Here is a 26,356-nt window from a genome sequence, read left to right as displayed (position 1 = left end):
CTTCAGGATAGGCAGGGAATCGCCCCCGTGAAACCCGCCCCTCTACGCCATTTGGCCAACCGGTTCCCGCCATGCACGGCACGGCTCGCTGAGGGTTCATTCCCCGGCGGCCGACCCGTCATGCCGGGGCGGTCTCCCTCGATCATACGGCGCGAGCCGTCCGATCGGAGGGCCTGTGGCGCACTCCATGCCCCGGCGACCCCGCTGATCAGCGGGGCGTCACCGGGTGCACTCAGCCGTCGTGCGCCCCTCGGAGCTCACCGAGCACATGGAGCTGGGTGGCCACCGCGTGGAACGCGGGCAACTCCGCCGCGGCCTCCTCCAGCCGCAGCAGCGCGTCCAGCGCGCCCGGCTCGGTGTCCACGAGGACGCCGGGGACGAGGTCGGCGAAGACGCGCACCCCGTGCACGGCCGCGACGTCGAGGCCCGCGCCCTCGACCAGGCCGGTGAGCTGCCCGGCGGTGAACCGGCGCGGCACGGGGTCGCCCTGGCCCCAGCGGCCCTCCGGGCTCTCCAGGGCCTGCCGGGCCTCGGTGAAGTGCCCGGCGAGGGCGCGGGCGAGCACGGCCCCGCCGACACCGGCCGCGAGCACACTGACCACGCCCTCGGCGCGGAGGGCCGCGACGGCGTTGCGGACGCCTTCGGCGGGGTCGTCGACGAACTCCAGCAGGCCGTGGCAGAGCACGGCGTCGAAGCCGCCGCGCCCGACCACGTCGAACAGTCCGTGGACATCGCCCTGGACGCCGTTCACCCGGTCGGCCACCCCGGCCTCGGCGGCACGGCGCTCCAGTGCGAACAGCGCGTTGGGGCTGGGGTCGACGACGGTGACGCGGTGTCCGAGCCGGGCCGCGGGGACCGCGAAGTTGCCGCTGCCGCCACCGGTGTCGAGGACGTCCAGCGACTCGCGGCCGGTGGCCTTCACCCGGCGGTCCAGCGCCTCGCGGAGGACCTCCCAGACGACGGCGGTGCGCAGGGCGGCGCGGGGGCGGGGCGAGTCGGAGTGCAGTGACGCCGGCTGTGGATGGTGGTGGGTGACGGGCGGGCGCATCGGGTCCGACACGGCATTGACTCCTCGGCGCGGCACCGCCTCTGGCGCGGCGGAGCGAACGGGCGCCCTCCCCGTGCCGCCGGGCCGGGAGAGCATCAGGCGAGTCCACCCTATTGCCTCCGCGCCGGGAGCCGGGCCATCGCGGTGGCGCCCGCGGCCGGGTGCCCGGCGGGCTCGGGGCCCATGCCGCGGGGCACCCGGCCGGCCCTGCACCGGGTCCGCCGGTCAGCCGGCGTCCGGTATCCCCTGCCGGGTGCCGGCCCGCCCGGAAACCGGCCGGGGCGGCGCGGTGTCCGGGTCGGGGCGGGGCTGCGGCAGGACCGGCTGGAGGACCAGCATGCGTTCGACGATGCGGAGGAAGGCGGCCACCTCGCGCACGAGGTCGTCGGCGTCGCGGCGGCCGGCCGCTCCCCTGATGCCGGCCTCGGCCCGCGCGCGGCGGGCGGCTCCGGAGGCGAACAGGGCACTCCACTCGGTGAGCTCGGGTGCGATCTCGGGGAGCACCTCCCAGGCGCTGCGGATGCGGGAGCGGCGGCGGGGCGTGGGTTCGGGGCGGCCGCGCGCGGCGAGCACGGCGGCGGCGGTGCGCAGGGCGGCCAGGTGGGCGGTCGCGTAGCGCTCGTTGGGGGTGTCCAGGACGGCTGCCTCGTCGAGTCCGGCTCGGGCCTGGGCGAGCAGGTCGAGAGCGGCGGGCGGGGCCGGGGACCGGCGCAGGACGGGGTGGACGTCGCTCGCCGGGCCGTTCGGTGAGGGGGCAGGGCCGGTGGCGCGGCGCCGGCGTGCGGCGGCTGCGGGAGTACTGGCCATGACGAACCTCCTGTCGTCTGGGTGACGGCGCCTCCCTTCGGGAGTGCCGTATGCGCCCATCGTGAGGTATGCCACTGACAATCCGTCCCGACCTGGGCTTTTCCCTCGATCCTCGGTTCGGGCTTTGCGCTCGGCGGAAGACTCGGGCTAGTTTTTGAACTGACCAGTCAGTTCAAAAGCTGTCTCGGTTCAAGACCGCTCCGCCGGGATGTGCCGAGAACAGGACGAGAGCCGTCGAGAGCAGTCGAGAGCCGTCGAGAGCCGTCGAGAGCAAGGGGAGGGCATGGGGGAAGCCGAAGCCGACGGCGGTCTCGCCGTCGTGGCCCGGGACTTCGGGCTGGAGGGTTCCCGGGGGTGGGTGTTCCGCGGGATCGGCGTCGACGCCCGCCCGGGCTCGCTGGTGGCCATCGAGGGACCGTCCGGGTCCGGGCGCACGTGTCTGCTGCTGGCGCTGACCGGCCGGATGAAGGCCACCGCGGGGACCGCCGCCGTCGGGGGCATGGCGCTGCCGCAGCGGATGGCGGCCGTGCGCCGGGTCAGCGCCCTCGCGCACGTGCCCGGGGTGACGGACCTGGACCCGGCGCTGACCGTGGCCGAGCATCTGCACGAGCGCGCGCTGCTGCAGCAGCGGTTCACGGGGTCGGTCCGCGGTCTGCTGCGGCCCCGTCGGGAGCGGGCGGCCGAGGAGCGGCTGCGCACCGGGGGCGCTCTTGCGGCGGCCGGACTCGACCTCGCGGACCTGCCCAAGGGCTCCCGCACGGCCGTGCGGGATCTGGAGCGGCTGGAGGCGCTGAGGCTGTCCGTCGCGCTGGCACTGCTCGCCCGGCCGCGTCTGCTGGGCGTCGACGACACCGACCTGAAGCTGTCGGACTCCGAGCGGGGCGAGGTCTGGGCCCTGCTCGGTGCGCTCGCCGCGGCCGGCACCACCGTGCTGGCCGTGTGCAGCGAGGCCCCCGAGGGGGCGGTGGCCGTGTCCACCGGGGCTCCGGGGGGCGCCCCGGCGGCCCCTGCCACCGGCGGGCTCGGCGGGCTGTTCCGGCCCGCCGAGCCCGCCGACGGCCCCCGCGCGGCCCGCCCCGCGGAAGCCGGGGACACCGCCGGCGGCGGGAGCGCCGGGGACGCCGGGAGCGGCGAGAGCCGCGAGGACGGCGAGTGCGCCGAGAGCGCCGAGAGCGCCGAGGACGGCGGAGCCGTGGCGGGCACCGCTGACGACGCCGGCGCCGGTGCGGACGCCGAGGACACCCGGGGCGCACAGGACACCCGGGACGCCGACGAAGCCCAGGAAGCTAAGGAAGCCCAGGAAGCCCAGGAAGCCCAGGGCGAGCAGGACGCCCGGGGCGGCCAGGACGACGACGAGAAGGGGGCGGCCGATGCGCTCGCCGAAGCTGGCCGCTCTTGAGCTGCGGCGGTTCGCCCGGGGCCGGCTCCCGCGGGCCGCCCTGGTGGCGCTCCTGCTGCTGCCGCTGCTGTACGGCGCGCTGTACCTGTGGTCCTTCTGGGACCCGTACGGCCGCCTGGACCGCCTCCCGGTCGCCCTCGTCAACGACGACCGGGGCGCCACCGCCGACGGCCGGCGCATCCACGCGGGGGACGACATCGCCGGGGGGCTGCTGGAGCGGGACGTCTTCGACTGGCACGAGGTGAGCGCCGACCAGGCCCGCAAGGGCGTGGAGGACGGCACCTACTACCTGTCGCTGACCATGCCGGCCGACTTCAGCGAGCGCGTCGCCTCCAGTTCGGGAGACTCCCCGCGGACGGGCGCGCTCCGGGTGCGCACCAACGACGCGAACAACTACATCGTCGGCCAGATCTCCCGGACGGTGTTCAGTGAGGTGCGCACGGCCGCCTCGACGAAGACCTCGCGGTCCTTCCTGGACCGGATCTTCATCTCCTTCTCCGACATCCACGGCGCGACCGTGGAGGCCGCCGACGGCGCCGACCGGCTCAAGGGCGGCATCGACAGGGCGGAGAAGGGCTCCAAGGACCTCGCCGACGGGCTGAAGGACGCCAAGAACGGCAGCGGCGACCTGTCGGAGGGGATCACGAAGCTCGACTCGGGCGCGGGTGACCTGGAGGACGGCGCCGCCCGGGTCGCCGAGGGCACGCAGGCACTCGCCGACAGGGTCAACGGGCTCGCGGAGGAGGTGGGCCCGTTCGTGCGGGAGAACGAGAAGGCCGTCGGGGAGACCGCCCGGTTCGTGGCCGACGCCGCCGGAACCGTCCGGGACGACCTCGCCGACCTCCAAGAGCGCGTCCCGGCCGCCGCGCAGGAGGCCAGGGCCGCCTCGGACCGGCTGGCCGGGCAGTACCGCGACCGCTGCGGGAGCGGTACGGCGGCCGCCGGGCCCGGCGCCACCGCCGGGGCGGACGGCGGGCCGGCTCCCTCGGCCTCCGGCGCCCCGCCCGCGACCGCCCCCGACGCGGCCTGTCCGGCGCTGCGGACCGCCGGGGACGCGGCCGCCGACGTGGCCCGGATCGCCGGGGACCTGGAGACCCTGGCCGGCGACCACGAGGGCGGCCTGGAGAAGCTCGACGGCCATCTGGCCACCCTTCAGCGGCAGGCGGGGGCGCTCGCCGACCGGGCCCCGCACCTGTCGGAGGACCTGGACGACGCGGTCTCCCGGATCAACGAGTTGAACGAGGGTGCGGGGCAGGTCGCCGCGGGCGCGCGGAAGCTGCATTCCGGGCTGGGGACCGCCGAGACCGGCGCGGTGGACCTGGACGAGGGCGTGGGCCGGCTGAAGACGGGCGCGTTCGACCTGAACGGGGGGCTGTTCAAGCTGGTCGACGGCTCCGGGAAGCTCGCCGACGGCCTGCACGACGGTGCCGGGCGCATCCCCGACTACGACGAGTCCGAGCGCGACCGGCGCACCGCCGTGATGGCCGACCCCGTCCAGCTCGCCAGCCAGGCCCTGCACAGGGCGCCCAACTACGGCACCGGGTTCGCCCCGTACTTCATCCCGCTGTCCCTGTGGGTCGGCGCGATGGTCGCCTACATGCTGATCGCCCCGCTCAACCGGCGGGCGCTGGCCGCGGGCGCCGCCGCCTGGCGGATCGCGCTGGCGGGCTGGCTGCCCGTGGTCGCGATCGGTGTGCTGCAGACGGCCGCCCTGATGGCGGTGCTGCAGTGGCCGATCGGGCTGCGGATGGAGCGGGCGGCCGGGACGGTGGGCTTCCTGTGCCTGGTCACGGCGTGCTTCGCGGCGATCGTGCAGTGGCTCAACGCCCGTTTCGGCGCGGCCGGCCGGATCCTGGTGCTCGCCGCGCTGATGCTCCAGCTGACGTCGGCGGGCGGCACCTACCCGGTGCAGACCAGTCCCGGCTTCTTCAACGCGATCCACCCGTTCCTGCCCATGACGTACGTGGTCGAGGCGCTGCGGCGGCTGGTCAGCGGGGGCGGGCTCGGCCCGGTGTGGCAGGCGTGTGCGGTGCTGGCCGCGTTCACGGCCGGCGCGCTCGCGCTGACCGCGCTGTCGGCGCGCCGCCGCCAGGTGTGGACGCTGGACCGGTTGCACCCGGAGCTGACCCTGTGAGCCCCGCGCGCCCCGCGCGCCCCGCGCGCCCCGGCCGCCCTCCGGGGCCGCGGGCTCCGGTGCCCGCGCGGGCGCCGCTTCCTGTGAGAATCGGGACCATGGAAAGCAGCAGCGCCGCGCCGGGCGGCGGCACCCGCCGCGAGGCCACCCGACAGAAGCTCTACGAGGCCGCGGTCACCCTGATCGCCGAGCAGGGCTTCTCCGCCACGACCGTGGACGAGATCGCCGAGCGGGCCGGCGTCGCGAAGGGCACCGTCTACTACAACTTCGCCAGCAAGTCCGTCCTCTTCGAGGAACTGCTGCGGCACGGCGTGGGACTGCTGACCGCGTCCCTGCAGGAGGCGGCGGAGCGGACGGTGGACGGCGGCGGCTCCCAGGTGGACGCCCTGGACGCGATGATCCGCGCGGGGCTCGGCTTCATCGCCCGCTACCCGGCCTTCACCCAGTTGTACGTGGCGGAGTTGTGGCGGACCAACCGCGCCTGGCAGTCCACCCTGATGGTGGTCCGCCGGCAGGTCGTGGCGGTCGTCGAGGACGTGCTGCGGGCGGGCGTGAAGAGCGGTGAGCTCAGCGAGGAGATCGATGTGCAGCTGACCGCGGCCGCCCTGGTGGGCATGGTGCTGGTGGCCGCCCTGGACTGGCAGTCGTTCCAGCCGGAGCGCTCCCTGGACGACGTGCACGCGGCGCTGTCCCGGCTGCTCCAGGGACGCGTCAGCGGCCGCCGCTGACCCCGCACGGCACGCCTGCACGGGCAGGAGGCGGATCCCGCGGACACCGCGCGGACCGCGGGCGCGGCGGGGACCGCAGGCGCGGCGGACGCGGCCGGCCAGGAGGACGGGCACGGCGGGCGCGGCGGGCGCGGCGGGCAAACGAGCACCGCGGGCGCGGCGGGACGGTGCGCCGGCCACGGCGGCCCGCACGACGGGTGGGGCGCCCGCACGACGGGTACGGGTCGGCGCCGGTCCGCTGCGGCCGCGTGTCCCCCGCGGGCCGGACCGGACCGGCGCCTTCGTGTTCCCCCGTGCCTCCCCCGTTCCCGGGGCGGTCGGCTCCCGGGGGTTCCTGCCTCGCTCCCGCCGGCACGCGGGCCGGCGGAAGGAGCGGGTCGGTGGCAGGCGCCGTTCCGCCGCCCCGTGTCGGCGGTGCCGGCGCCGTGCCCCGTTCCGTGCCTCCACTGTCCCGTCCCGGGCCGCCGCGCCCCATCCGTGCGCGTACTCATCCCGGCGCCTAGGTACGGATACTCAGTTCCCCGTACCTCGCCGTTCCCCGTACGTCCTCGTTCCCCGTACCTCGCCCCCGGCGTCCGGCCGCCGGCCGGGAACCGGGAACCGGGAACCGGGGACGGCTCCCCGGCCGCCCGTGGGCCGGGTGGCCGGGCGTGGCCGAGTCCCCCGTACGTCCTCGTTCCCCGTACCTCGCCCCCGGCGTCCGGCCGCCGGCCGGGAACCGGGGACCGGGGACCGGGGACGGCGCCCCGGCCGCCCGTGGGCCGGGTGGCCGGGCGCGGCCGATAAGGTCGCGGTCATGGCACGGATTGCGGTGATCGGCGCCGGGACGGGCGCGATGGCGGCCGCCGCCCGGCTGGCCGTCGCGGGCCACCGGGTGGTGGTGTACGAGCGGACGGAGACGTACGGCGGTGCGGTGCGCCGCCGGGAACGGGACGGCTTCCGCTTCGACACGGGCCCGGGTCTGCTGCCGCTGCCCGCGGTGTACCGCGACCTGTTCCTCAAGACGGGCAGGGAGCCGCTGGAGGAGTGCGTGGAACTGGTCCAGGTCGACCCGTCCTCGTGCCACGTCTTCGCGGACGGCAGCCGGGTGGCCCTGCCCAACGCCTCCCGCGCGGGGGTGGTCGCGGCACTCGACGAGGCCCTGGGCGAGGGAGCGGGCGCCCGCTGGGGCGACTTCCTGGTCCGGGCCCGCGAGGCCTGGGACCGTTCGCGCCGGCCCCTGCTGGAGGAGCCGCTGTGGCCCGACTGGCCGGTGCTGGCCGGGCGCGAGCCCTACCCGGCGGTGCCGCACAAACGCCTGCTGCGCACCCGCCGGGCACGGACGGTGCGGGAGATCGCCGCCTGGGAGCTGCGCGACGAACGCCTCGGCGATCTGCTGGAGGCCCAGGTGCTCGCGCACGGGCTGGACCCGCGGACCGCTCCGGCGAGCGCGGCCCTGCTGCCGTACATGGAGCACGCCTTCGGCATCTGGTACGTGCGCGGCGGGCTGCGGGAACTGGCCCGGGCGGTGTACGAGCGGTGTGTGCGCAGGCGGGTGGAGTTCGTCTTCGGCGCCGAGGTGACCGGCGTCGTGGAGAAGGACGGCCGGGCGGCCGGGGTGGACCTGGCCGACGGCACCCGGGCCGGGGCGGACCATGTCGTCGCGGACGTCGACCCGGCGACGCTGCGCCTGCTGACGGCGCATCCGCTGGACGCGGACGGTGATGTGCGGGCCGACCCGGACGCGACCGGGCCGGGCCGGTTCACGCTGCTGCTGGCCCTGCGCGGCGGACGCGAGCCCGGGGCGGCGCACCGGACGGTCGTGCACGCGCCGGACCGGGAGGCCGAGCTGGACTTCCTGGGGTCGCCCGGCGGTGACCCGGTGCCGCGTCCCACGGTGACGGTGCTGCGGCCCGACGACCCGGCGCTCGTCCCGGACGAGGGGCACGAGGCGGTGGTGGTGTCCGCGGTGGTGCCGGCCGACGCGGGATGGGAGTCGCAGGCCACGGTGCGGCGCTGTACGGAACTCGTCCTGGACGCCGCGGAGGTGGCCCTGCCGGGGCTGCGGGAGCGGCTGCTGTGGCACGAGGCGCGCACGCCCCGCCACACCGAGGCCGAGACCGGTGCCCGCGCGGGTTCGGTGCCCGCGCCCGCGCTCGCCGCGGGCGGGGGGCGGCTGCTGCGCCCGGCCAACTCCACCCGGCTGCCCGGTCTGTACCGGGTCGGCGGCTGGTCCCACCCGGGCGGCGGGCTGCCGCACGCGGGCATGTCGGGCGCGCTGGTCGCGGGTCTGATCGTCGAGGGGGCGGACTACCGCGGTTCGCGGTGAGCGGCGGACGGTGCCGGCGGACGCCCCGCCGGACCACCGGCCGGGGCCCACCGGGCCGGCCCCGGACGGCGGGGGCCCGAGGGCCGGGCCGCGTCCGCGGCGCGGCAGCCGCGGTCACCCGCCCTGCCCGTACCACCCGCCCTGCCCGTACCGCCCGCCCCGCCCGTCCGCTCAGTAGCGGTAGCCCTCGTCGTATCCGCCGTTCCGGGTCTGACCGCCGTCCTGGTAGTAACCCTGGTCCTGGGAGGCGTCGGTGCCCTGGCCCTCGTCGGAGCGCTGCTGCGGCACCCAGACGCCGCCGGGCGGGGTCTCGCCGTACCCGCCGGTCGCGTACGGGTCCTGCCCGTAGGCCTGCTGGCCGTAGTTCTGCCGGCCGTCGTAGCCGGTGTCGTAGGACTGGCCGCCGTAGGTCTGCGTGCCGATGTACGGGTCGGAGTAGGCGGCGTACTGCTGGCCGCCGGTGTCGTAGCCGTAGCCCTGCTGCTGGCCGTAGTCGGACCAGTTGTCGTAGCCGTAGCCCTGTTCGGGGCTCTGCGCGGTCGCCGCGTACTCGTCCTGGGACGGCGCGTCGGGCCGGCCGTATCCCGTGTCGCCGTAGACACCGTAGGAGCCGGTGTCGTCGGGCAGGGGCTGCGGCTGGTAGATCGCGGTGCTCTCGGCGGCCGACGGGTCGACGGCGGGCATCTGCCCGGTCGAGGGGCCGCGGTCGGCGGCCGGCGTGAAGACGTCGTCGCGGTCGTCGTCCGGGCCGTAGCCGGCGTCCTGGCCGTAGGCGCCGTCCGGGGTGTACCCGGCATCCGCTCCGTGCCGGTCCGCGTCGTCGGTTCCCGGACCGGAGGCCTCCAGGACCGGGTCCCGGAACTCGCCGGCGCCGTCACGCTCCGTGCCCGGCCGGCTGACCGCCCAGCCGGACGCGAAGCCGCGGCGGAAGGACATCGTGACGTAGACCTGTCCGACCGCGAAGGCGCACGCGCCCAGGGCGATGACCACGACCGAGGAGACCAGCACACCGGCCACGACGCCGAGGAATCCGGCGAAGGCGAGCAGCCGCCAGCGCAGCCGCGCCTTGTACTGCAGCAGTACCTCGCCGAGCAGCCACAGTGCGACCACGCCGAACGCGATGTAGAGGACCGTCCAGCCCATGTACGCCCCTCTCCCAGTGACCGCTACGCAGTGTGTAGCACACCGGTGCGGCAGGTCTAGACCCGCGGGGGGTGGTGCAGGCCCAGGTTCTCGTAGATTTCCAGTGACGCGGTGGAGTTGTTCAGCGTGATGAAATGCAGCCCGGGGACCCCCTCGGCCAGCAGGCGTGCACAGAACTCCGTGGCGAACTCGATCCCCATGGAGCGTACAGCGGCCGGATCGTCTTTGGCTGTGAGGATCCGCTCTTTCAGCGCGGCAGGGATGTGCGCGTTGCTGAGCTGGGGCAGCCGCTCCAGCATCCGGACACTGGTGACGGGCATGACCTCGGGGATCACCGGTGTCGCACAGCCCGCGGCGGCGACCCGGTCGCGCAGCCGGAGATACGACTCCGGCTGGAAGAACATCTGGGTGATGGCGTAGTCGGCCCCGGCCCGGCACTTGTCGACGAAGTGCGCCACGTCGGTGTCCCACTCGCTGGAGCGCGGGTGCATCTCCGGGAAGGCCGCGACCCCCACGCAGAAGTCTCCCGACTCCTTGATGAGGCGGACCAGTTCGGCGGCGTAGGTGAGGCCCTCGGGGTGGCGCACCCAGGTCCCCATGGGGTCGCCGGGCGGGTCGCCGCGCACGGCCAGCATGTTGCGGATCCCGGCGTCCGCGTACTGGCCGATGATGTTGCGCAGTTCGGCGAGGGAGTGGTTGACGGCGGTGAGGTGGGCGACCGGGGTGAGGGTCGTGTCCGCGACGATCTGCTCGGTCTCCTTGACGGTGCCGGCGCGGGTGGAGCCGCCGGCGCCGTAGGTGACGGAGACGAAGTCCGGGGAGACCGCCTCGACCCGGCGGAGCGCGTTCCACAGGTTCTTCTCGCCCTTGGGGGTCTTCGGCGCCGAGAACTCGAAGGAGTACGTCGTCTTGCCTGCGGCGAGGATGTCGCGCACGGTACGTGCGCGATCCGTCCTGGTCGATGCGGTTCCTAGGGCCATACCGGCAGGTTAGCCAGGGGCCGTCGGTCCCCCAACCGAATCCGGGAAAATTGCCGGAATTGCCGGAGTCTTGTCCAAGGGGTGGACGGTGGATATCCGGAATGCCCCGATCCCGCCGGAGGCCCGTCTCGCCATACGGCCACCGGGGAAGGGGCAGGAGGGCGGACGGCCCTCCCTCGGGTCCCGGTGCCCGTGCCCCGGCGACGGCCGCCCGCTGCGCGGTCTCCCCCGGCGCCCTACGCGGTCCGCAGGCGCCCGGCGAGTGCGGCGGCGGCCGCTCCCGGGTCGTCGGCCTCGGTGATCGCGCGGACCACCACCACCCGGCGGGCTCCCGCCGCGAGCACCTCGTCGAGGTTGCCGAGCCCGATGCCGCCGATGGCGAACCAGGGGCGCCGGGTGCCCAGCTCCGCGGTGCGGCGGACGAGGTCCAGGCCGGGCGCGGTCCGGCCGGGCTTGGTGGGGGTGGGCCAGCAGGGGCCGGTGCAGAAGTAGTCCACGCCGTCCTGGACGGCGGCCGCGGCGGCCTCCGCCTCGCTGTGGGTGGAGCGGCCGACCAGGACGTCGGGCCCGAGGATCGCGCGGGCCGCGGGGACCGGGAGGTCGCCCTGGCCGAGGTGGAGGACGTCGGCGCCGGCCGCGTGGGCGACGTCCGCGCGGTCGTTCACCGCGAGGAGCCTGCCGTGCCGCGCGCAGGCGTCGGCGAACACCTTCAGGTGCTCCAGTTCCTCGGCGGCCTCCATGCCCTTGTCGCGCAGCTGCACGATGTCCACGCCGCCCGCCAGGACCGCGTCCAGGAACCCGGGCAGGTCGCCCTGGCGTCTGCGGGCGTCCGTGCACAGGTAGAGCCGGGCGTCGGCGAGCTGGGCGCGTGCGGTCGCGGGCATGGGTGTCCCCCCGTCGTTCGGTCGGTGTACGGGCCCGGGCGGCTGCCCCGGCCCGTACACCGGGTGCTGATCAGGTCAGACGGCGAGCGCCTGGGCGCGGCGCTTCACCTCCGTGCCGCGATTCTCGCCGAGGGCCTGGGCGGGGGTGCCGGGGAGGCTGTCGTCGGGGGTGAAGAGCCACTCCAGCATCTCTTCGTCGGTGAAGCCGTCGTCCCGCAGGAGCGTCAGGGTCCCGGACAGGCCCTTGACGACCTTGTCCCCGTCGATGAAGGCGGCGGGCACGTGCAGCGCGCGGTTCTCCCCGCGGCGTACGGCGATGAGCTGGCCCTCCTTGACCAGCTGCCGCACACGCGTCACCTCCACACCGAGCATCTCGGCGATGTCGGGGAGGGTGAGCCAGGCGGGGACGAGAGCATCGGTCTTTGCGTCAATCTCGGTCACGGAAACAAGCCTGCCATCCTCCGCCGACAGGAGGAAGCCGAGCCGCCCCGCACGGGCGTCGCGCCGCCCGCGGCCTGCCCGGACACCGCCCCCGGCGGCGGGGCGGGGCGGGGTGCCGGCCCCCCGGCCGCACGCCCCCGCCCGGCCACCGCCCGGCCACCGCCCGCCCGGGTCCGGGCGGGGCGTGGGGCCGGGGCCGTGGCGTCACACCACCGCCGCCTTGAGCGGCCGGGCCGGGTCCGCGAGGAGCCCGGGGTCCATCCGTGCGCCCGCCTCGATCAGCTTCCGCCCCTGGGCGAGGTCGCGCGGGCGGCCCACCGCCAGCAGGGCGACCAGGTGTCCCCCGCGCAGCCAGCACACCGACCAGGCCGGCCCGGAGGGGTCGCCACGCCACAGCAGCGTGTCGGCGACCGGATGGTGTCCGGCGTACTGGACGAAGCGGCCGAACTGCTCGGACCAGAAGTAGGGCACCGGGTCGTAGACGGCCGGCGGCTCGCCGCTCCGCCCGCCGACGATGTTCGCGGCGACCGTGCGCGGCCCCTGGAGGGCGTTGTCCCAGTGGTGGACCAGCAGCCGCTCGCCGTAGCGGCCGGAGGGGAAGGAGGCGCAGTCGCCGACGGCGTACACGTCCGGCAGGCCGGTGCGCAGGCAGGCGTCGGCGACGACCTCCCCGTGCGCGCCCAGCTCGACGCCGGAGCCGGCCAGCCACCCGGTGGCGGGGCGCGCGCCGATGCCGACGACGACGGCGCCCGCGGCCAGCCGGGTGCCGTCGTCCAGGACGACCTCCAGGTTCTCCGCGCCCGCCGCGTGCCCGCCGTCCCCCGCACCGCCCCCGGCGCCGCCTCCCGCGGCCTCCCCGGCTCCCGCGGGCTCGACGCGCCGCACCCGCGCGTGGGTGCGCAGAGCGGCTCCGCTGTCGGCGTACCAGGCGGTCATCGGGGCGGCGACCTCGGCGGGCAGCGCTCCGGCGAGCGGCCGGTCGGCGGCCTCCAGGACGGTCACCGCGCAGCCCGCCTCGCGGGCGGCGGTGGCGAACTCGGCGCCGATCCAGCCCGCGCCGACGACCACGATGTCGTGCCGGCGGGCGAGCACCGGCCGCAGCCGCTCGGCGTCGTCGAGGGTGCGCAGCAGGTGCACACCGGGCACACCCTCCGTGCCGGGCAGCCGGACCGGTTCGGCGCCGGTGGCGAGCACCAGGGCGTCGTAGGGGACCGGTCCGGTGCCGGTGTCCAGGACGCGCGCTCCGGGGCGCAGGCCGAGGACCTCGCAGCCGAGGCGCAGCTCGATGCCGAGGCCCTCGAAGTCGACGTCCAGGGCGGAGCCCTCGGCGGTGCCGAGCAGGACCGCCTTGGACAGCGGCGGGCGGTCGTACGGCTGGTGGGGTTCGGCGCCGATCAGGGTCACCCGGCCGGTGAAGCCCTGTTCGCGCAGGGCGACCGCGGTCTGCACCCCTGCCATGCCCGCGCCCGAGACGACGACCCGCCGCGGCGCGGGCCCTGTTGGTTCCTGCGTCTGCTCGCTCACCTGATCACCATAGACACCTGACAGAACGTCAGTCAGCGCTCGTGCTCCGTGACCTGCTCCACAGCACTCGTCCCGCTGCCCGGACGCGACTCCCACTCCCACGTCTCCTCCAGCCGGATCCGCCCGTCGGGCAGTTCCACCACCTCGGACACGCAGTGTCCCGAGGACGTGGCGCCGTCCTGGGTGAGCTGGACGTAGCGGAAGTCCAGCAGGTCGCCGTCCCGGGTACCCACGAGATGGCCGCGTACGACGTCACCGCCGGCGTAGGCGGCCCAGATCACACCGTCGCGCTCGCGGTAGGCGAAGCGGGTGCGGGTGCCGACCTGCCCGGGGGCCTGGTCGGTGACGGGGGCGAGGACGAGGCCGTCGAGTGAACGGGACACGGGCGGAGGCTCCCTTACAGTCGCGCCGGGCCGGCAGCTAGGGTGGGGCCAACGTAGAGCACTCGCGGGAGCCCGGCGCACCGGGCTGAGAGGGAGGCTGGCGGCCTCCGACCGTACGAACCTGATCCGGGTCATGCCGGCGAAGGGAGGGGCTGGACGCCCATGCCGCACACGTCTGACGTCCTCGTGGTCGGGGGCGGCATCATCGGTCTGGTGACCGCCTGGCGGGCCGCGCAGCGCGGTCTCGCCACGGTCGTCGTGGACCCCGCGCCGGGCGGCGGGGCCGCGCAGGTCGCGGCCGGGATGCTGGCCGCGGTCACCGAACTGCACCACGGCGAGCAGACCCTGCTCGGCCTCAACCTCGCCTCGGCGCGCCGCTATCCGCGGTTCGCGGCCGAACTCACCGAGCTGACCGGGCAGGACCTCGGCTACCGCAGGTGCGGCACGCTGGCCGTGGCGCTGGACGCCGACGACCGCGCGTACCTGCGGGAGCTGCACGCGCTGCAGCAGCGGTCCGGGCTGGACTCCCAGTGGCTGTCGGGCCGCGAGTGCCGGCGGCTGGAGCCGATGCTGGCGCCGGGGGTGCGCGGCGGTCTGCGGGTGGACGGCGACCACCAGATCGACCCGCGGCGGCTGGCCGCGGCGCTGCTGACGGCCTGCGGGCGGGCGGGCGTGGTCGTGCACCGGGACCGGGCGGAGCGGCTCACGGTGGTGCGGGGGCGGGCGGCCGGTGTCGTCACGCAGTCCGGTGCCGCGCTGAGCGCCGGTCGGGTCGTGCTCGCCGCGGGCAGCCTGAGCGGGCGGCTGGCCGGGGTGCCGGACGAGCTGCTGCCGCCGGTGCGGCCGGTGAAGGGGCAGGTGCTGCGGCTGACCGTGCCGCCCCGGCTCGCGCCGTTCCTGCACCGCACGGTCCGCGCGGTGGTGCGCGGCAGCCACGTCTACCTGGTGCCGCGGGAGAACGGCGAGCTGGTGGTCGGTGCGACCAGCGAGGAACTCGGCTGGGACACGACGGTGACCGCGGGCGGTGTGTACGAGCTGCTGCGCGACGCCCACGAGCTGGTGCCCGGCATCACCGAGCTGCCGCTCACGGAGACCCGGGCCGGGCTGCGGCCCGGCTCCCCCGACAACGCGCCGCTGCTCGGGCCGACCGGGCTGGACGGCCTGCTGCTGGCCACCGGCCACCACCGCAACGGCGTGCTGCTGACGCCCGTCACCGGCGACGCGCTGGCGCACGCCCTGGTCACCGGGGAACTCCCCGAGGAGGCCCGCCCCTTCACGCCCCGCCGGTTCACCGGCGCCCTCCCCCGTCTGTCGGAGCAGCCCGTATGAACATCTCGGTCAACGGCGAGCACAGGTCGGTGGAGCCGGGCACGGCTCTCGACACGCTCGTGCGGTCCCTCACCGCGGCCCCCTCCGGGGTGGCCGCCGCCCTCAACGAGACCGTCGTCCCGCGCGCCGCGTGGCCCGCCACCGCGCTCGCGGAGGGCGACCGGGTCGAGGTACTGACCGCCGTCCAGGGAGGCTGACCATGGCCGACGATCCGTTCGTCCTCGGCGGGACGGCGTTCACGTCCCGGCTGATCATGGGCACCGGGGGTGCGCCCAGCCTTGAGGTGCTGGAGCGGGCGCTGGTGGCGTCCGGGACGGAGCTGACCACCGTCGCGATGCGGCGCGTGGACCCCGCGGTGCACGGCTCGGTGCTGTCGGTGCTGGACCGGCTCGGTGTCCGGGTACTGCCGAACACGGCGGGCTGCTTCACCGCCGGGGAGGCCGTGCTGACCGCCCGGCTGGCCCGGGAGGCGCTGGGCACCGACCTGGTCAAGCTGGAGGTCATCGCCGACGAACGCACCCTGCTGCCGGACCCGGTCGAACTGCTGGACGCGGCCGAGACACTGGTGGACGACGGGTTCACGGTGCTGCCCTACACCAACGACGACCCCGTGCTGGCGCGGAAGCTGCAGGACGCGGGCTGCGCGGCGGTCATGCCGCTGGGCTCGCCGATCGGGTCGGGGCTGGGCATCCGCAACCCGCACAACTTCCAGCTGATCGTGGAGCACGCGCGCGTGCCGGTGATCCTCGACGCGGGGGCCGGTACGGCGTCGGACGTGGCGCTGGCGATGGAACTGGGGTGCGCGGGGGTGATGCTCGCCTCGGCGGTGACCCGGGCGCAGGAGCCGGTGCTGATGGCGGCCGCGATGAAGGCGGGCGTCGAGGCGGGCCGGCTGGCGTACCGGGCGGGACGGATCCCGCGGCGGCACTTCGCCGAGGCGTCCTCCCCGGCGGCGGGGCTGGCCCGGCTGGACCCGGAGCGGCCGGCGTTCTGAGCGGGCGGGTGCGCGGCGCCTCGCGGCCTCCGCACCGGCCTCGCGGGGCCGTTGCGGAGGCCGGCCCGCCGGGTGTTGCGGGGCCGGTGGGGCGGATGCCGTACCGGGGGCCGGGGCCGGCCGGGCAGCCTCCGTACCGGGGGTGCGGGTGGGGTGCGCGGCGTCGTGCGGTCCGTCACAGGTCGGCTGCAGTCGCGCCCCGGTCCCGTGCGGGCCGCCGGGGTGTCGGTGACGGCTCGTAGACTCGCTCTGTGGACACGACCCTTCAGGACCCTCTGGTCGGGCAGGTGCTCGACCGGCGCTACCGCATCGAGGCGCGGATCGCGGTCGGCGGGATGGCCACGGTGTACCGGGCCGTGGACACCCGCCTGGACCGTGTGCTCGCGCTGAAGGTGATGCATCCGGCGCTGGCGGCGGACGGGGCGTTCGTGGAGCGGTTCATCCGCGAGGCGAAGTCCGTCGCGCGGCTGGCCCACCCCAACGTGGTGCAGGTCTTCGACCAGGGCACCGACGGCGGTTACGTCTACCTGGCGATGGAGTACGTCGCCGGCTGCACCCTGCGGGACGTGCTGCGCGAGCGCGGCGCGCTCCAGCCGCGGGCCGCGCTGGACATCCTGGAGCCGGTGCTGGCCGCGCTGGGCGCCGCCCACCGGGCGGGGTTCGTGCACCGGGACATGAAGCCGGAGAACGTGCTCATCGGGGACGACGGCCGGGTGAAGGTCGCCGACTTCGGGCTGGTGCGCGCGGTGGACACCGTCACCCAGACCACCGGGGCGGTCCTCGGCACGGTCTCCTACCTGGCGCCGGAGCAGATCGAGCGGGGCGTCGCCGATCCGCGCGTCGACGTGTACGCGTGCGGGGTGATGCTGTTCGAGACGCTCACCGGTGCCCGGCCGCACCAGGGGGACTCCCCCGCGCAGATCCTGTACCGGCACGTCCACGACGACGTGCCGCCGCCGTCGGCGTCCGTGCCGGGTCTGGCGTACGCGCTGGACGAGCTGGTCGCCTCGGCGACCGCGCGGATGCCGGAACTGCGGCCGTACGACGCGGTGGCGCTGCTGGCGGCGCTGCGCGAGGCGCGGGCCGGTCTGAGCGAGGAGCAGCTGGACGCGGTGCCGCCGCAGGCGCTCGCCACCGGGCGCGACGCCCGCGACATCGCGGAGGACCGCACGAGTGTGATCCCGCGCTCGCCGGAGGTGCCCCGGCTGCCCCCGGAGAACTCCTCGGGGAGCCCGACGGTGAACCTCTCGGCGAACCCCCCGGTGAACCCCATGGTGAACCCCCTGGTGACCCCCGTGAGCGGAGCGGGCGGCCGGCAGTACACGAGCCGGCTGGAGGTGGAGCCCGCGCCGCCGCCGCGCCGCCGGTCCGTGCCCCGGCGCGGGCCGCTGTCGGTGCTCGCGGTGCTGCTGCTGGTGTTCGGGGTCGGTGCGGGCGTGTGGTACATCAACTCCGGCCAGTTCACCCGGGTGCCGCCGGTGCTGGCGAAGACCGAGGCGGAGGCCCGCGAGCGGCTGTCGGAGGCCGGCCTGGAGGTCGGCGAGGTGAGGCAGGACTTCAGCGACACCGTCGGTCGCGGCCTGGTGATCAGGACGGACCCGGCGCCGGGTGCCCGCATCAGGGGCAACGACGCGGTGACGCTGACCCTCTCCCGCGGCCCCGAGACCGTACGGGTGCCCGCGCTGCGCGGCCGGACGCTGACCGAGGCGCGGCAGGCGCTGAAGGGCGCCGGGCTGGAGCCGGGGATGGTGACCCGGGAGTTCAGTGACGAGGTGGTGCGCGGGGCGGTGCTGGCCACGGACCCGGAGGGCGGCGCGGAGCAGCGCGCCGGGACCGCGGTCGCCCTGGTCGTCAGCAAGGGCAGCCCGGTGGAGGTGCCCGAGGTGGTCGGGCGGGACCTGGCCGACGCGCGCGCGGAGCTGCTGGAGGCGGGCCTGAAGGTGAAGGTGGCCTCCGCGCAGATCAACTCCGAGCACGACAAGGGCCAGGTCGCGCTCCAGTCGCCGGACGCCGGCGGTGAGGCCGCCGAGGGCGACACCGTGACGCTGACCCTGTCCAAGGGCCCGGTCATGGTCGAGGTGCCCGAGGTGGTCGGCGACAGCGTGTCCGATGCCCGGCGGAAGCTGGAGGGGGCCGGGTTCGAGGTCGAGGAGGACCGGGGGCTGCTCGGCCTGTTCGGCGACACGGTGCGCGGCCAGTCCGTCAAGGGCGGCGGGAGCGCTCCGAAGGGGTCGACGATCACGATCAGGATCCGCTGACCGGGGGGCGGGCGGGGCGTGGCACCCTGGGCGGGTGAGCAGCGATCCCCGTGTCCCCCCGGCCTCCCCGGGCCCCCTGACCGCTTCCGGTGTCCCGGTGGCACCCGGCCCGTTGCGCAACCCCGTCGGCAGCCATGTGCCCGTCGCCGGGGGGCTGAGCACCGTGGGTCTGGCCTACGCCCGTGAGCTGCGGGCCGAGGCCGTGCAGGTCTTCGTCGCCAACCCGCGCGGCTGGGCGACCCCGGACGGGAACCCGCGCGAGGACGAGGCGTTCCGGGCGGCGTGCGCGGAGGCGTCGACGCCGGCGTACGTGCACGCCCCGTACCTGATCAACTTCGGCTCCCCCACGGAGGCCACGGTCGAGCGGTCCGTCGCCTCGCTGCGGCACTCGCTGCGGCGGGCCCGGCGGATCGGGGCGCTCGGCGTGGTGGTCCACACCGGCAGCGCGACCGGCGGGCGGGAGCGGTCCGCGGCACTGCGGCAGGTGCGGGAGCGCATGCTGCCGCTGCTGGACGAGCTGACCCACGAGGACGACCCGTTCCTGCTGCTGGAGCCGACCGCCGGGCAGGGGTCCTCGCTGTGCGCGCGGACCTGGGACCTGCCCCCTTACTTCGAGGCGCTGGACGCCCATCCGAAGCTGGGCGTCTGCCTGGACACCTGCCATGTCTTCGCCGCCGGGCACGATCTGGCCGCGCCGGACGGCATGCACGAGACGCTCGGCCTGCTGGTGGAGGCGGTCGGGCCGGGCCGGCTGAAGCTGGTGCACGCCAACGACTCCGAGGCGGCCGCGGGCTCGCACCGGGACCGGCACGCCAACATCGGGGCCGGCCACATCGGCGAGGACCCGTTCCGCGCCCTGATGACCCATCCCGCGACCGCGGGGGTGCCCCTGATCATCGAGACGCCCGGCGGGAAGGAGGGGCACGCGGGGGACGTGGAGCGGCTGAAGAAGCTCCGCGACGGACAGCCGGGCTCACCGGCGGCCGGCCCGTAGTGCCCCCGGGGTGCGGGCCCGCCCCGAGCGCGCCTGCCCCCCGCCGGATGCCGGATGCCGGATGCCGGATGCCGGGTACGGGGTGCCGGCTACAGGTCGGGCCCGTCCCCCGGTTCCTCCTGGTAGGAGTAGCGCTGCTCCTTCCAGGGGTCGCCGATGTTGTGGTAGCCGCGCTCCTCCCAGAAGCCGCGGCGGTCGGCCGTCATGTACTCCACGCCCCGGACCCACTTGGGGCCCTTCCAGGCGTACAGGTGCGGGACGATCAGGCGCAGCGGGAAGCCGTGCTCGGCGGTCAGCAGTTCACCGTCCTTGTGGGTGGCGAAGAGCGTGCGCTCGGCGGCGAAGTCGGCGAGCCGCAGGTTGGAGCTGAAGCCGTACTCCGCCCACACCATCACATGGGTGACGTCGGCGGCGGGCGGCGCGATCTGCAGGACGGTCCGGGCGGGCACCCCGCCCCACTCCGACCCGAGCATGCTGAACCTCGTCACGCAGTGCAGGTCGGCCAGCACGGTGGTGTAGGGCAGGCCGGTGAACTCCTCGTGGGTCCAGCAGTGCTTCTCCCCGTCGGCGGTCGCGCCGAAGACCCGGAACTCCCAGCGCTCGGGCCGGAACTTGGGCACCGGCCCGTAGTGCGTGACCGGCCAGCCCCGCTGCAGACGCTGCCCCGGCGGGAGCTCGGTCGGTCCTGCTGCTCCAGATTCGCGCTCCACCGGATGACCCATGGCTCCATCCTGACAGACCCGGGACGGTGCCCCGGACCACCCACCGGGAAACCCGGACAGACATCCACAGACATAGACCAGCTCGTCCGAGTCGGCAGACTCGGACGACTCGGACGACTCCGGACAACGGCGGACAACGGCGGACAACGGCGGAGATCTTCGGGCGAGCGCGACTAAGCATGCACTTACTTAGTAAGTATCCACTTACTGGACGATCTTCCGCGTACGGTGCGATCATGCGGCGGCAACCTCCCCATTCCCCAGGCGGAAGGAGCCGCTGCGATGCAGGGCGACCCCGAGGTCCTCGAATTCCTCAACGAGCAGCTGACCGGTGAGCTGACCGCGATCAACCAGTACTTCCTGCACGCGAAGATGCAGGAGAACTTCGGCTGGACGAAGCTCGCGAAGTACACCCGGCACGAGTCCTTCGACGAGATGAAGCACGCCGAGGTGCTCACCGACCGGATCCTGTTCCTGGACGGGCTGCCCAACTACCAGCGGCTCTTCCACGTCCGTGTCGGCCAGACGGTGCGGGAGATGTTCGAGGCGGACCGGCAGATCGAGGTGGAGGCGATCGACCGGCTCAAGCGGGGAATCAGGGTGATGCGCGAGAAGGGCGACATCACGTCCGCGAACATCTTCGAGTCGATCCTGGAGGACGAGGAGCACCACATCGACTACCTCGACACCCAGCTGGAGCTGCTGGAGAAGCTCGGTGAGGCGCTCTACCTCGCGCAGCTGATCGAGCAGCCGGAGAGCTGACCGCGCCCCGCGCGGTCCGGCGGCCTCAGGCCGCGGCCCGGTCGAGCGCGTCCGCCGCGCCCAGCCCCGTCAGCACCGGCCTGCCCTGCTCGGCGAGCTCACGGCGGGGGCAGGCGCCCCGGCCCAGGATCGCCTGGATCCGGCGGACGCAGGACCCGCAGTCGGTGCCCGCCTTGCAGGCGGAGGCTATCTGGCGCGGTGTGCAGGCACCGTCCCGCGCGTGCTGCTGGACCTGGGCCTCGGTCACTCCGAAGCAGCTGCAGACGTACACGCGGTGCACCTCCCGCCGGGATGGATGAGGTCGAGCCGTCCCGATTGATCGGTGAGGCTTACCTAACTTAACCCATGACGGGGGAAGCGCAACAGTGCGACGGGGCGCGGATCCGCTGTGATCCGCGCCCCATCCCGCCGCTTGCCCGCCGCTTGCAGCGCCGGCCGCGCCTGTCGCCGGCCTCTCGCCGGTCTGCCGCCGGCCGGCGTGACCGGCCGGTGCCGGTCACGGCCGGGAGCGGCCTGCGGCCCGTTCCCGGGTCACTGGTCCCGGTACATCTCCGCGACGAGGAACGCCAGGTCCAGGGACTGGCTGCGGTTCAGACGCGGGTCGCAGGCCGTCTCGTAGCGCTGGTGCAGGTCGTCGACGAAGATCTCGTCGCCGCCGCCGACGCACTCGGTGACGTCGTCACCGGTCAGCTCCACGTGGATGCCGCCCGGGTGGGTGCCCAGCGCCTTGTGCACCTCGAAGAAGCCCTTGACCTCGTCGAGCACGTCGTCGAAGCGGCGGGTCTTGTGGCCGGAGGCCGCCTCGAAGGTGTTGCCGTGCATCGGGTCGGTCACCCAGGCCACGGTGGCCCCCGAGGCGGTGACCTTCTCCAGCAGCTCCGGCAGCCGGTCGCGGATCTTGTCCGCACCCATCCGGACGATGAACGTCAGCCGGCCCGGCTCGCGCTCGGGGTCGAGGCGCTCGATGTACTGCAGCGCCTCCTCGGCCGTCGTCGTCGGGCCCAGCTTGATCCCGATGGGGTTGCGGATCTTCGAGGCGAACTCGATGTGGGCGTGGTCGAGCTGCCGGGTGCGCTCACCGATCCACACCATGTGCCCGGAGACGTCGTAGAGGCTGCCCGTGCGGGAGTCGACGCGGGTGAGCGCGGACTCGTAGTCGAGCAGCAGCGCCTCGTGCGAGGAGTAGAACTCGACCGTCTTGAACTCCTCCGGGTCGGCCCCGCAGGCGTGCATGAAGTTCAGCGCGTTGTCGATCTCACGGGCGAGCTGCTCGTAGCGCTGGCCGGACGGGGACGACCGCACGAAGTCCTGGTTCCAGGCGTGCACCTGGCGCAGGTCGGCGTAGCCGCCGGTGGTGAAGGCCCGCACCAGGTTCAGCGTGGACGCGGACGCGTGGTACATCCGCTTCAGCCGCTCCGGGTCCGGGATGCGGGAGGCCTCGGTGAAGTCGAAGCCGTTGACGGAGTCGCCCCGGTAGACCGGGAGCGTGACGCCGTCGCGGGTCTCGCTGGGCTTGGAGCGCGGCTTGGAGTACTGCCCCGCGATCCGGCCGACCTTCACCACGGGCACCGACGCGGCGTAGGTGAGCACGGCGCCCATCTGGAGCAGCGTCTTGAGCTTGTTGCGGATGTGGTCGGCGGACACGCCGTCGAAGGCCTCGGCGCAGTCGCCGCCCTGGAGGAGGAACGCCTCTCCCTTGGCAACGGCCGCCATCCGGGCGCGCAGCTGGTCGCACTCGCCCGCGAAGACGAGCGGCGGATACGACTCGAGGTCCGCGATGACGGCGCGCAGAGCCTCAGCGTCGGGGTACTCGGGCTGCTGCGCCGCGGGCAGGTCTCGCCAGGTGTTGCCAGCGCTCGCGCTGGTCTTAGCGTTCACGGTCACGGGGCCCAGACTACGGGGTCGTCCGGACGTCCTTGGCCCATGCCCATCACATGAGACGTCCCGGACAGCCCTCGGACAGCGGCTCCGCCCGTGCGCCGGGGCGTGCGGTAGGGTGCCCCGCATGTTCGCGTATCCCGGCCGGCACTCCGGCCAGACCTGCCAGAACTGGTGGTGGACCGCTTCTCCGGCGGCCCGCTGACTGCGCGTACCCACACTTCGCGAAGGCCGCCGAGGGGCGGCCTTCGGCGTTTTCCGGGGTCCGTCCCTCCCGAGTGAAATCCAAGCGTGCTCCTAGGTGCTGTCGGAGCCGCGCATCCACCGCGAGAAGGACCGAGAAGGACCGAGAGGGACACCGACCATGCAACTGCTCGATCTGCTCGACGACCCCCGCCCCTTCGCCCTGCTGCGCCGCCGCACGCCGGGCCACGACGAGAACACCGTCGAGGTGCTCCTCGGCCCGGTCGGCGCCCGCGACCGGCTCGCCGACCTGCCCGACGAGGGACTCGCCCTGATCCCGTTCCGGCAGATCCGCGAGCGCGGCTTCGACGTCCGCGACGACGGCACTCCGCTGCTGGTGCTCACCCCCGAGGAGCGGCACACGCTGTCCCTGGCCCAGGCCCTGGCGCAGCTGCCCGCGCACCCGGTGCGGGTGGCGGAGGGCGGCTTCGACGTGGACGACGACGCGTACGGCGAGATCGTCGGCCGGGTGCTGCGCGAGGAGATCGGCCGCGGCGAGGGCGCGAACTTCGTGATCCGGCGGACGTACCGGGGGGAGATCCCCGGCTTCTGCCGGGCGGACGCCCTCGCGCTGTTCCGCCGGCTGCTGGTGGGCGAGCGCGGCGCGTACTGGACGTTCGTGGTGCACACCGGGGAGCGCACGCTGGTCGGGGCGAGCCCGGAGGTGCATGTCCGGATGTCCGGCGGCACCGTCGTGATGAACCCGATCAGCGGCACGTACCGCTACCCGCCCGAGGGGCCGACCCCGGGGCGTCTGCTGGAGTTCCTCGCCGACGGCAAGGAGATCGAGGAGCTGTCGATGGTCGTCGACGAGGAGCTCAAGATGATGTGCACGGTCGGCGACATGGGCGGGGTCGTGGTCGGCCCGCGGCTGAAGGAGATGGCCCACCTCGCGCACACCGAGTACGAGCTGCGCGGCAGGTCCAGCCTGGACGCGCGGGAGGTGCTGCGGGAGACGATGTTCGCGGCGACCGTGACCGGCTCGCCCGTGCAGAACGCCTGCCGGGTCATCGAGCGCCACGAGCCCCTCGGACCGGACGGCACCGGCCGCGGCTACTACGCCGGCGCGCTCGCCCTGCTCGGCCGGGACTCCGGCGGCGCCCAGACCCTCGACTCCCCCATCCTCATCCGCACCGCCGACATCGACGCCGACGGCCGGCTGCGGGTCCCGGTCGGCGCCACCCTGGTGCGCGGTTCGGACCCGGCGGGCGAGGTCGCCGAGACCCGGGCGAAGGCGGCCGGGGTGCTGGCGGCCCTGGGCGTGGCGCCGCCCCGGCCGGATCGCGGCGGGGCACCCGCCCGGCTCGCCGACGACCCCCGGGTGCGGGCCGCGCTGGACGGGCGCCGGGCCCACCTCGCCCCGTTCTGGCTGCGGATGCAGGAGCGCACGGCGGAGCTCGGCGGGCACGCGCTGGTGGTGGACGGCGAGGACACCTTCACCTCGATGCTGGCGCACGTGCTGCGGTCGGGCGGCCTGGAGGTGACCGTGCGGCGCTACGACGAGCCGGGCCTGCGCGAGGAGGTGCTCGGTCACGACGGGACCGTGGTGCTGGGCCCCGGCCCGGGTGACCCGGGCGATCCGGGCGATCCGAAGATGCGCTTCCTGCGGGAGCTGACCCGGGCGGTGCTGCGCGATCCCGCGCGCGGTGTGCTCGGCGTCTGCCTGGGACACGAGCTGATCGCGGCGGAGCTGGGGCTGGACATCGTCCGCAAGGAGGTGCCGTACCAGGGCGCGCAGACGGTGGTCGATCTGTTCGGGCGGCCGGAGACCGCCGGCTTCTACAACAGCTTCACGGCGCGCTGCGACGACGCCGCGGCCGCCGCCCTGGCCGAGCGCGGCGTCGAGGTGAGCCGGGCCGCGAACGGCGAGGTGCACGCGCTGCGGGCGCCTCGCCGGACGGGCACCGCGCCCCGCGCCGCGTTCGCCTCGGTGCAGTTCCACCCGGAGTCGGTGCTCACGCTGAACGGGGCGGCGCTGGTGCGGAAGCTGGTGGGTCAGCTGCGCGGCACGAGCACGTTCTCCGAGCGGCGGCCCTCCGTGTAGTCGACGACGTTCCGCACGGTGGTGTCGATGATCTGCCCGACGGCGTCCTCGGTGTAGTACGCCTGGTGGGACGTCACCAGCACGTTCGGGAACGTGACGAGGCGGGCCAGGGTGTCGTCCCCGACGGCCTCCAGGGACTTGTCGAGGAAGAACAGGCCCGCCTCGGCCTCGTACACGTCCAGGCCGATGCCCGTGAAGCGGCCCGCGCGCAGTTCGCCCACCAGGGCGGCGGTGTCGATGAGGCCGCCGCGGCTGGAGTTGACCAGGATCGCGTCGTCCTTCATCGTCCGCAGCGCGGCCGCGTCGATGAGGTGCCGGGTCTCGGGCATCAGCGGCACGTGCAGGGTGACCAGGTCGGACTCGGCGAGCAGCTCCTCCTTGGGCACGTACCGCATGCCGAGCTCCAGGCAGCGGGGGTTCTCGGCGACGTCCCAGCCGAGCAGGCGCATCCCGAAGCCGTGCGCGATCCGGGTGAAGGCCTCGCCGATCTTGCCGGTGCCGAGCACGCCGACGGTGCGGCCGTGCAGGTCACGGCCCATCAGCCCGTCGAGGCGGAAGTCGAAGTCGCGGGTGCGGGTGGAGGCCCGCACGACGCGCCGGTTGACGGCCATGGCGAGGGTCCAGGCGAACTCGGCGACGGAGTACGGCGAGTAGGACGAGACCCGCGCGATGGTCATGCCGAGCCGCTCGGCGACCTCCAGGTCGATGTTGTTGAAGCCGGTGGAGCGCTGGGCGACCAGCCGGGTGCCGCCCGCGGCGAGGGTCTGCAGCACGCGCGGGCCCAGGTCGGCGTTGACGCTGGTGGAGACCGCCTCGTAGCCGGTGGCGATGGGCGCGGTGTCCTCGTCGAGGAAGACCCCGAGGCAGCGGACCTCGTTCAGGCCCTTGAAGGCGCGTTCGATGAGGGGCTTCTCGTCGGCCTGGACTCCGAACGCGAGGATCTCCACGGGGCCCTCCAGGGGGTGCCGGATACACCGGGTACGTCGGATACACCGGTCGGGCCGAATATACGACGCCGGGAGGGGCGGGGGCGGCGCCCGGTGTCCGGCGCCCGGGTCCGCCCCCGCCGCCGCAGCGCACACCCGCCGGGGCCTCCGCCCGTGCACCCGTGGGCGCCGGACCCGGTGCATGCGCCCGTCGGCACCGGACCCGATGCATGCACCCGTCGGCACCGGACCCGATGCATGCGCCCCTCGGCACCGGACCCGACGCATGCACCCCTCGGCACCGGACCCGACGCATGCGCCCCTCGGCACCGGAGCCAGTGCGTGCGCCCCTCGGCACCGGACCCGACGCATGCACCCCTCGGCACCGGAGCCGGTGCATGTGCCCGTCGGCACCGGAGCCGGTGCA

At 74.8% G+C, this 26,356-nt stretch carries 24 protein-coding genes and 1 riboswitch; of the genes, 12 read left to right on the top strand and 12 right to left on the bottom strand.

Annotated features, from left to right (window positions below; all coding sequences use genetic code 11):
* Positions 1-232: 232 nt before the first annotated feature.
* Positions 233-1,060 carry a class I SAM-dependent methyltransferase gene (locus tag AC5K6T_RS05680; protein ID WP_493206190.1) on the bottom strand — a complete coding sequence of 276 codons (828 nt, stop codon included), beginning with the start codon at positions 1,058-1,060 and terminating at the stop codon, positions 233-235.
* Between the two features lie 213 nt (positions 1,061-1,273).
* Positions 1,274-1,855 carry an SAV_6107 family HEPN domain-containing protein gene (locus AC5K6T_RS05675; RefSeq protein WP_493206188.1) on the bottom strand — a complete coding sequence of 194 codons (582 nt, stop codon included), beginning with the start codon at positions 1,853-1,855 and terminating at the stop codon, positions 1,274-1,276.
* A 283-nt stretch (positions 1,856-2,138) separates the two neighbouring features.
* Here AC5K6T_RS05675 and AC5K6T_RS05670 point away from each other — a divergent pair, with 283 nt between their 5' ends.
* The 4 genes from AC5K6T_RS05670 (at position 2,139) to AC5K6T_RS05655 (ending at position 8,424) form a co-directional block, all read left to right on the top strand.
* Positions 2,139-3,254, top strand: a complete 1,116-nt coding sequence (locus AC5K6T_RS05670) for an ATP-binding cassette domain-containing protein (protein WP_493206187.1) — start codon at positions 2,139-2,141, stop codon at positions 3,252-3,254.
* Entirely contained in the window at positions 3,226-5,388 is a 2,163-nt protein-coding gene (locus tag AC5K6T_RS05665) for a YhgE/Pip family protein (protein ID WP_493206185.1), read from the top strand. The genes AC5K6T_RS05670 and AC5K6T_RS05665 overlap by 29 nt, the downstream gene beginning before the upstream one ends.
* 98 nt (positions 5,389-5,486) lie before the next feature.
* Positions 5,487-6,116 carry a TetR/AcrR family transcriptional regulator gene (locus AC5K6T_RS05660; protein ID WP_493206183.1) on the top strand — a complete coding sequence of 210 codons (630 nt, stop codon included), beginning with the start codon at positions 5,487-5,489 and terminating at the stop codon, positions 6,114-6,116.
* A 796-nt stretch (positions 6,117-6,912) separates the two neighbouring features.
* Complete coding sequence (locus AC5K6T_RS05655; protein ID WP_493206182.1) at positions 6,913-8,424, top strand: phytoene desaturase family protein; 1,512 nt, start codon at positions 6,913-6,915, stop codon at positions 8,422-8,424.
* A gap of 171 nt (positions 8,425-8,595) precedes the next feature.
* On the opposite strand, the gene AC5K6T_RS05650 is transcribed toward AC5K6T_RS05655, so the two are convergent.
* From AC5K6T_RS05650 to AC5K6T_RS05625, 6 genes are all read right to left on the bottom strand, one after another.
* Positions 8,596-9,567, bottom strand: coding sequence for an SCO2102 family sporulation regulator (locus tag AC5K6T_RS05650; protein ID WP_493206180.1), 972 nt, complete (start codon positions 9,565-9,567; stop codon positions 8,596-8,598).
* Between the two features lie 56 nt (positions 9,568-9,623).
* Positions 9,624-10,547, bottom strand: coding sequence for a methylenetetrahydrofolate reductase [NAD(P)H] (gene metF, locus AC5K6T_RS05645; protein ID WP_493206179.1), 924 nt, complete (start codon positions 10,545-10,547; stop codon positions 9,624-9,626).
* 236 nt (positions 10,548-10,783) lie between these two features.
* Entirely contained in the window at positions 10,784-11,431 is a 648-nt protein-coding gene (thiE, locus tag AC5K6T_RS05640; protein ID WP_493206177.1) for a thiamine phosphate synthase, read from the bottom strand.
* 75 nt (positions 11,432-11,506) lie between these two features.
* Positions 11,507-11,872 (bottom strand): Rv2175c family DNA-binding protein, encoded by a 366-nt coding sequence (locus tag AC5K6T_RS05635; protein ID WP_493206175.1) that lies wholly within the window; start codon positions 11,870-11,872, stop codon positions 11,507-11,509.
* Positions 11,873-12,076: 204 nt separating this feature from the next.
* Positions 12,077-13,396, bottom strand: coding sequence for an NAD(P)/FAD-dependent oxidoreductase (locus tag AC5K6T_RS05630; protein ID WP_493206174.1), 1,320 nt, complete (start codon positions 13,394-13,396; stop codon positions 12,077-12,079).
* A gap of 32 nt (positions 13,397-13,428) precedes the next feature.
* Complete coding sequence (locus AC5K6T_RS05625) at positions 13,429-13,779, bottom strand: avidin-fold protein (RefSeq protein ID WP_493206173.1); 351 nt, start codon at positions 13,777-13,779, stop codon at positions 13,429-13,431.
* A 54-nt stretch (positions 13,780-13,833) separates the two neighbouring features.
* Positions 13,834-13,944: riboswitch (TPP riboswitch) on the top strand.
* Between AC5K6T_RS05625 and thiO the strand changes: the two genes are divergently transcribed.
* The 5 genes from thiO to AC5K6T_RS05600 all read left to right on the top strand — a co-directional run bounded on the left by thiO (position 13,942) and on the right by AC5K6T_RS05600 (position 19,354).
* Positions 13,942-15,108 carry a glycine oxidase ThiO gene (gene thiO / locus AC5K6T_RS05620; RefSeq protein ID WP_493206171.1) on the top strand — a complete coding sequence of 389 codons (1,167 nt, stop codon included), beginning with the start codon at positions 13,942-13,944 and terminating at the stop codon, positions 15,106-15,108. It overlaps the preceding riboswitch by 3 nt.
* A complete protein-coding gene (gene thiS, locus AC5K6T_RS05615; protein WP_493206169.1) occupies positions 15,105-15,305 on the top strand; it encodes a sulfur carrier protein ThiS in 201 nt (66 codons plus the stop codon). The genes thiO and thiS overlap by 4 nt, the downstream gene beginning before the upstream one ends.
* A 2-nt stretch (positions 15,306-15,307) precedes the next feature.
* Positions 15,308-16,102 carry a thiazole synthase gene (locus AC5K6T_RS05610; RefSeq protein ID WP_493206168.1) on the top strand — a complete coding sequence of 265 codons (795 nt, stop codon included), beginning with the start codon at positions 15,308-15,310 and terminating at the stop codon, positions 16,100-16,102.
* A gap of 251 nt (positions 16,103-16,353) precedes the next feature.
* The gene (gene pknB, locus AC5K6T_RS05605) at positions 16,354-18,360 is read left to right on the top strand and encodes a Stk1 family PASTA domain-containing Ser/Thr kinase (RefSeq protein ID WP_493206166.1); all 2,007 of its coding nucleotides are present in this window, start codon (positions 16,354-16,356) and stop codon (positions 18,358-18,360) included.
* Positions 18,361-18,436: 76 nt separating this feature from the next.
* A complete protein-coding gene (locus AC5K6T_RS05600) occupies positions 18,437-19,354 on the top strand; it encodes a deoxyribonuclease IV (protein WP_493207364.1) in 918 nt (305 codons plus the stop codon).
* Between the two features lie 89 nt (positions 19,355-19,443).
* Here AC5K6T_RS05600 and AC5K6T_RS05595 read toward each other — a convergent pair whose 3' ends face one another.
* A complete protein-coding gene (locus AC5K6T_RS05595; protein ID WP_493206164.1) occupies positions 19,444-20,076 on the bottom strand; it encodes a sulfite oxidase-like oxidoreductase in 633 nt (210 codons plus the stop codon).
* Between the two features lie 282 nt (positions 20,077-20,358).
* Here AC5K6T_RS05595 and bfr point away from each other — a divergent pair, with 282 nt between their 5' ends.
* Positions 20,359-20,838, top strand: coding sequence for a bacterioferritin (bfr, locus tag AC5K6T_RS05590; protein ID WP_493206162.1), 480 nt, complete (start codon positions 20,359-20,361; stop codon positions 20,836-20,838).
* Between the two features lie 25 nt (positions 20,839-20,863).
* Here the strand turns inward: bfr and AC5K6T_RS05585 are convergent, their stop codons facing one another.
* Positions 20,864-21,118 (bottom strand): (2Fe-2S)-binding protein, encoded by a 255-nt coding sequence (locus tag AC5K6T_RS05585; RefSeq protein WP_493206161.1) that lies wholly within the window; start codon positions 21,116-21,118, stop codon positions 20,864-20,866.
* Between the two features lie 251 nt (positions 21,119-21,369).
* Positions 21,370-22,722, bottom strand: a complete 1,353-nt coding sequence (locus tag AC5K6T_RS05580; protein WP_493206159.1) for a class II 3-deoxy-7-phosphoheptulonate synthase — start codon at positions 22,720-22,722, stop codon at positions 21,370-21,372.
* Here AC5K6T_RS05580 and AC5K6T_RS05575 point away from each other — a divergent pair.
* Complete coding sequence (locus AC5K6T_RS05575) at positions 22,616-22,921, top strand: trp operon leader peptide (RefSeq protein WP_493206157.1); 306 nt, start codon at positions 22,616-22,618, stop codon at positions 22,919-22,921. The two genes, AC5K6T_RS05580 and AC5K6T_RS05575, sit on opposite strands and share 107 nt — an antisense overlap.
* Positions 22,922-23,080: 159 nt before the next feature.
* A complete protein-coding gene (locus AC5K6T_RS05570; protein WP_493206155.1) occupies positions 23,081-25,003 on the top strand; it encodes an anthranilate synthase family protein in 1,923 nt (640 codons plus the stop codon).
* On the opposite strand, the gene AC5K6T_RS05565 is transcribed toward AC5K6T_RS05570, so the two are convergent.
* Positions 24,955-25,950, bottom strand: coding sequence for a 2-hydroxyacid dehydrogenase (locus AC5K6T_RS05565; RefSeq protein ID WP_493206154.1), 996 nt, complete (start codon positions 25,948-25,950; stop codon positions 24,955-24,957). The two genes, AC5K6T_RS05570 and AC5K6T_RS05565, sit on opposite strands and share 49 nt — an antisense overlap.
* Positions 25,951-26,356: the final 406 nt, after the last annotated feature.

It is taken from the genome of Streptomyces sp. B8-7 (genome assembly GCF_058833805.1).
This window is presented reverse-complemented; position numbering and strand designations above follow the sequence as displayed.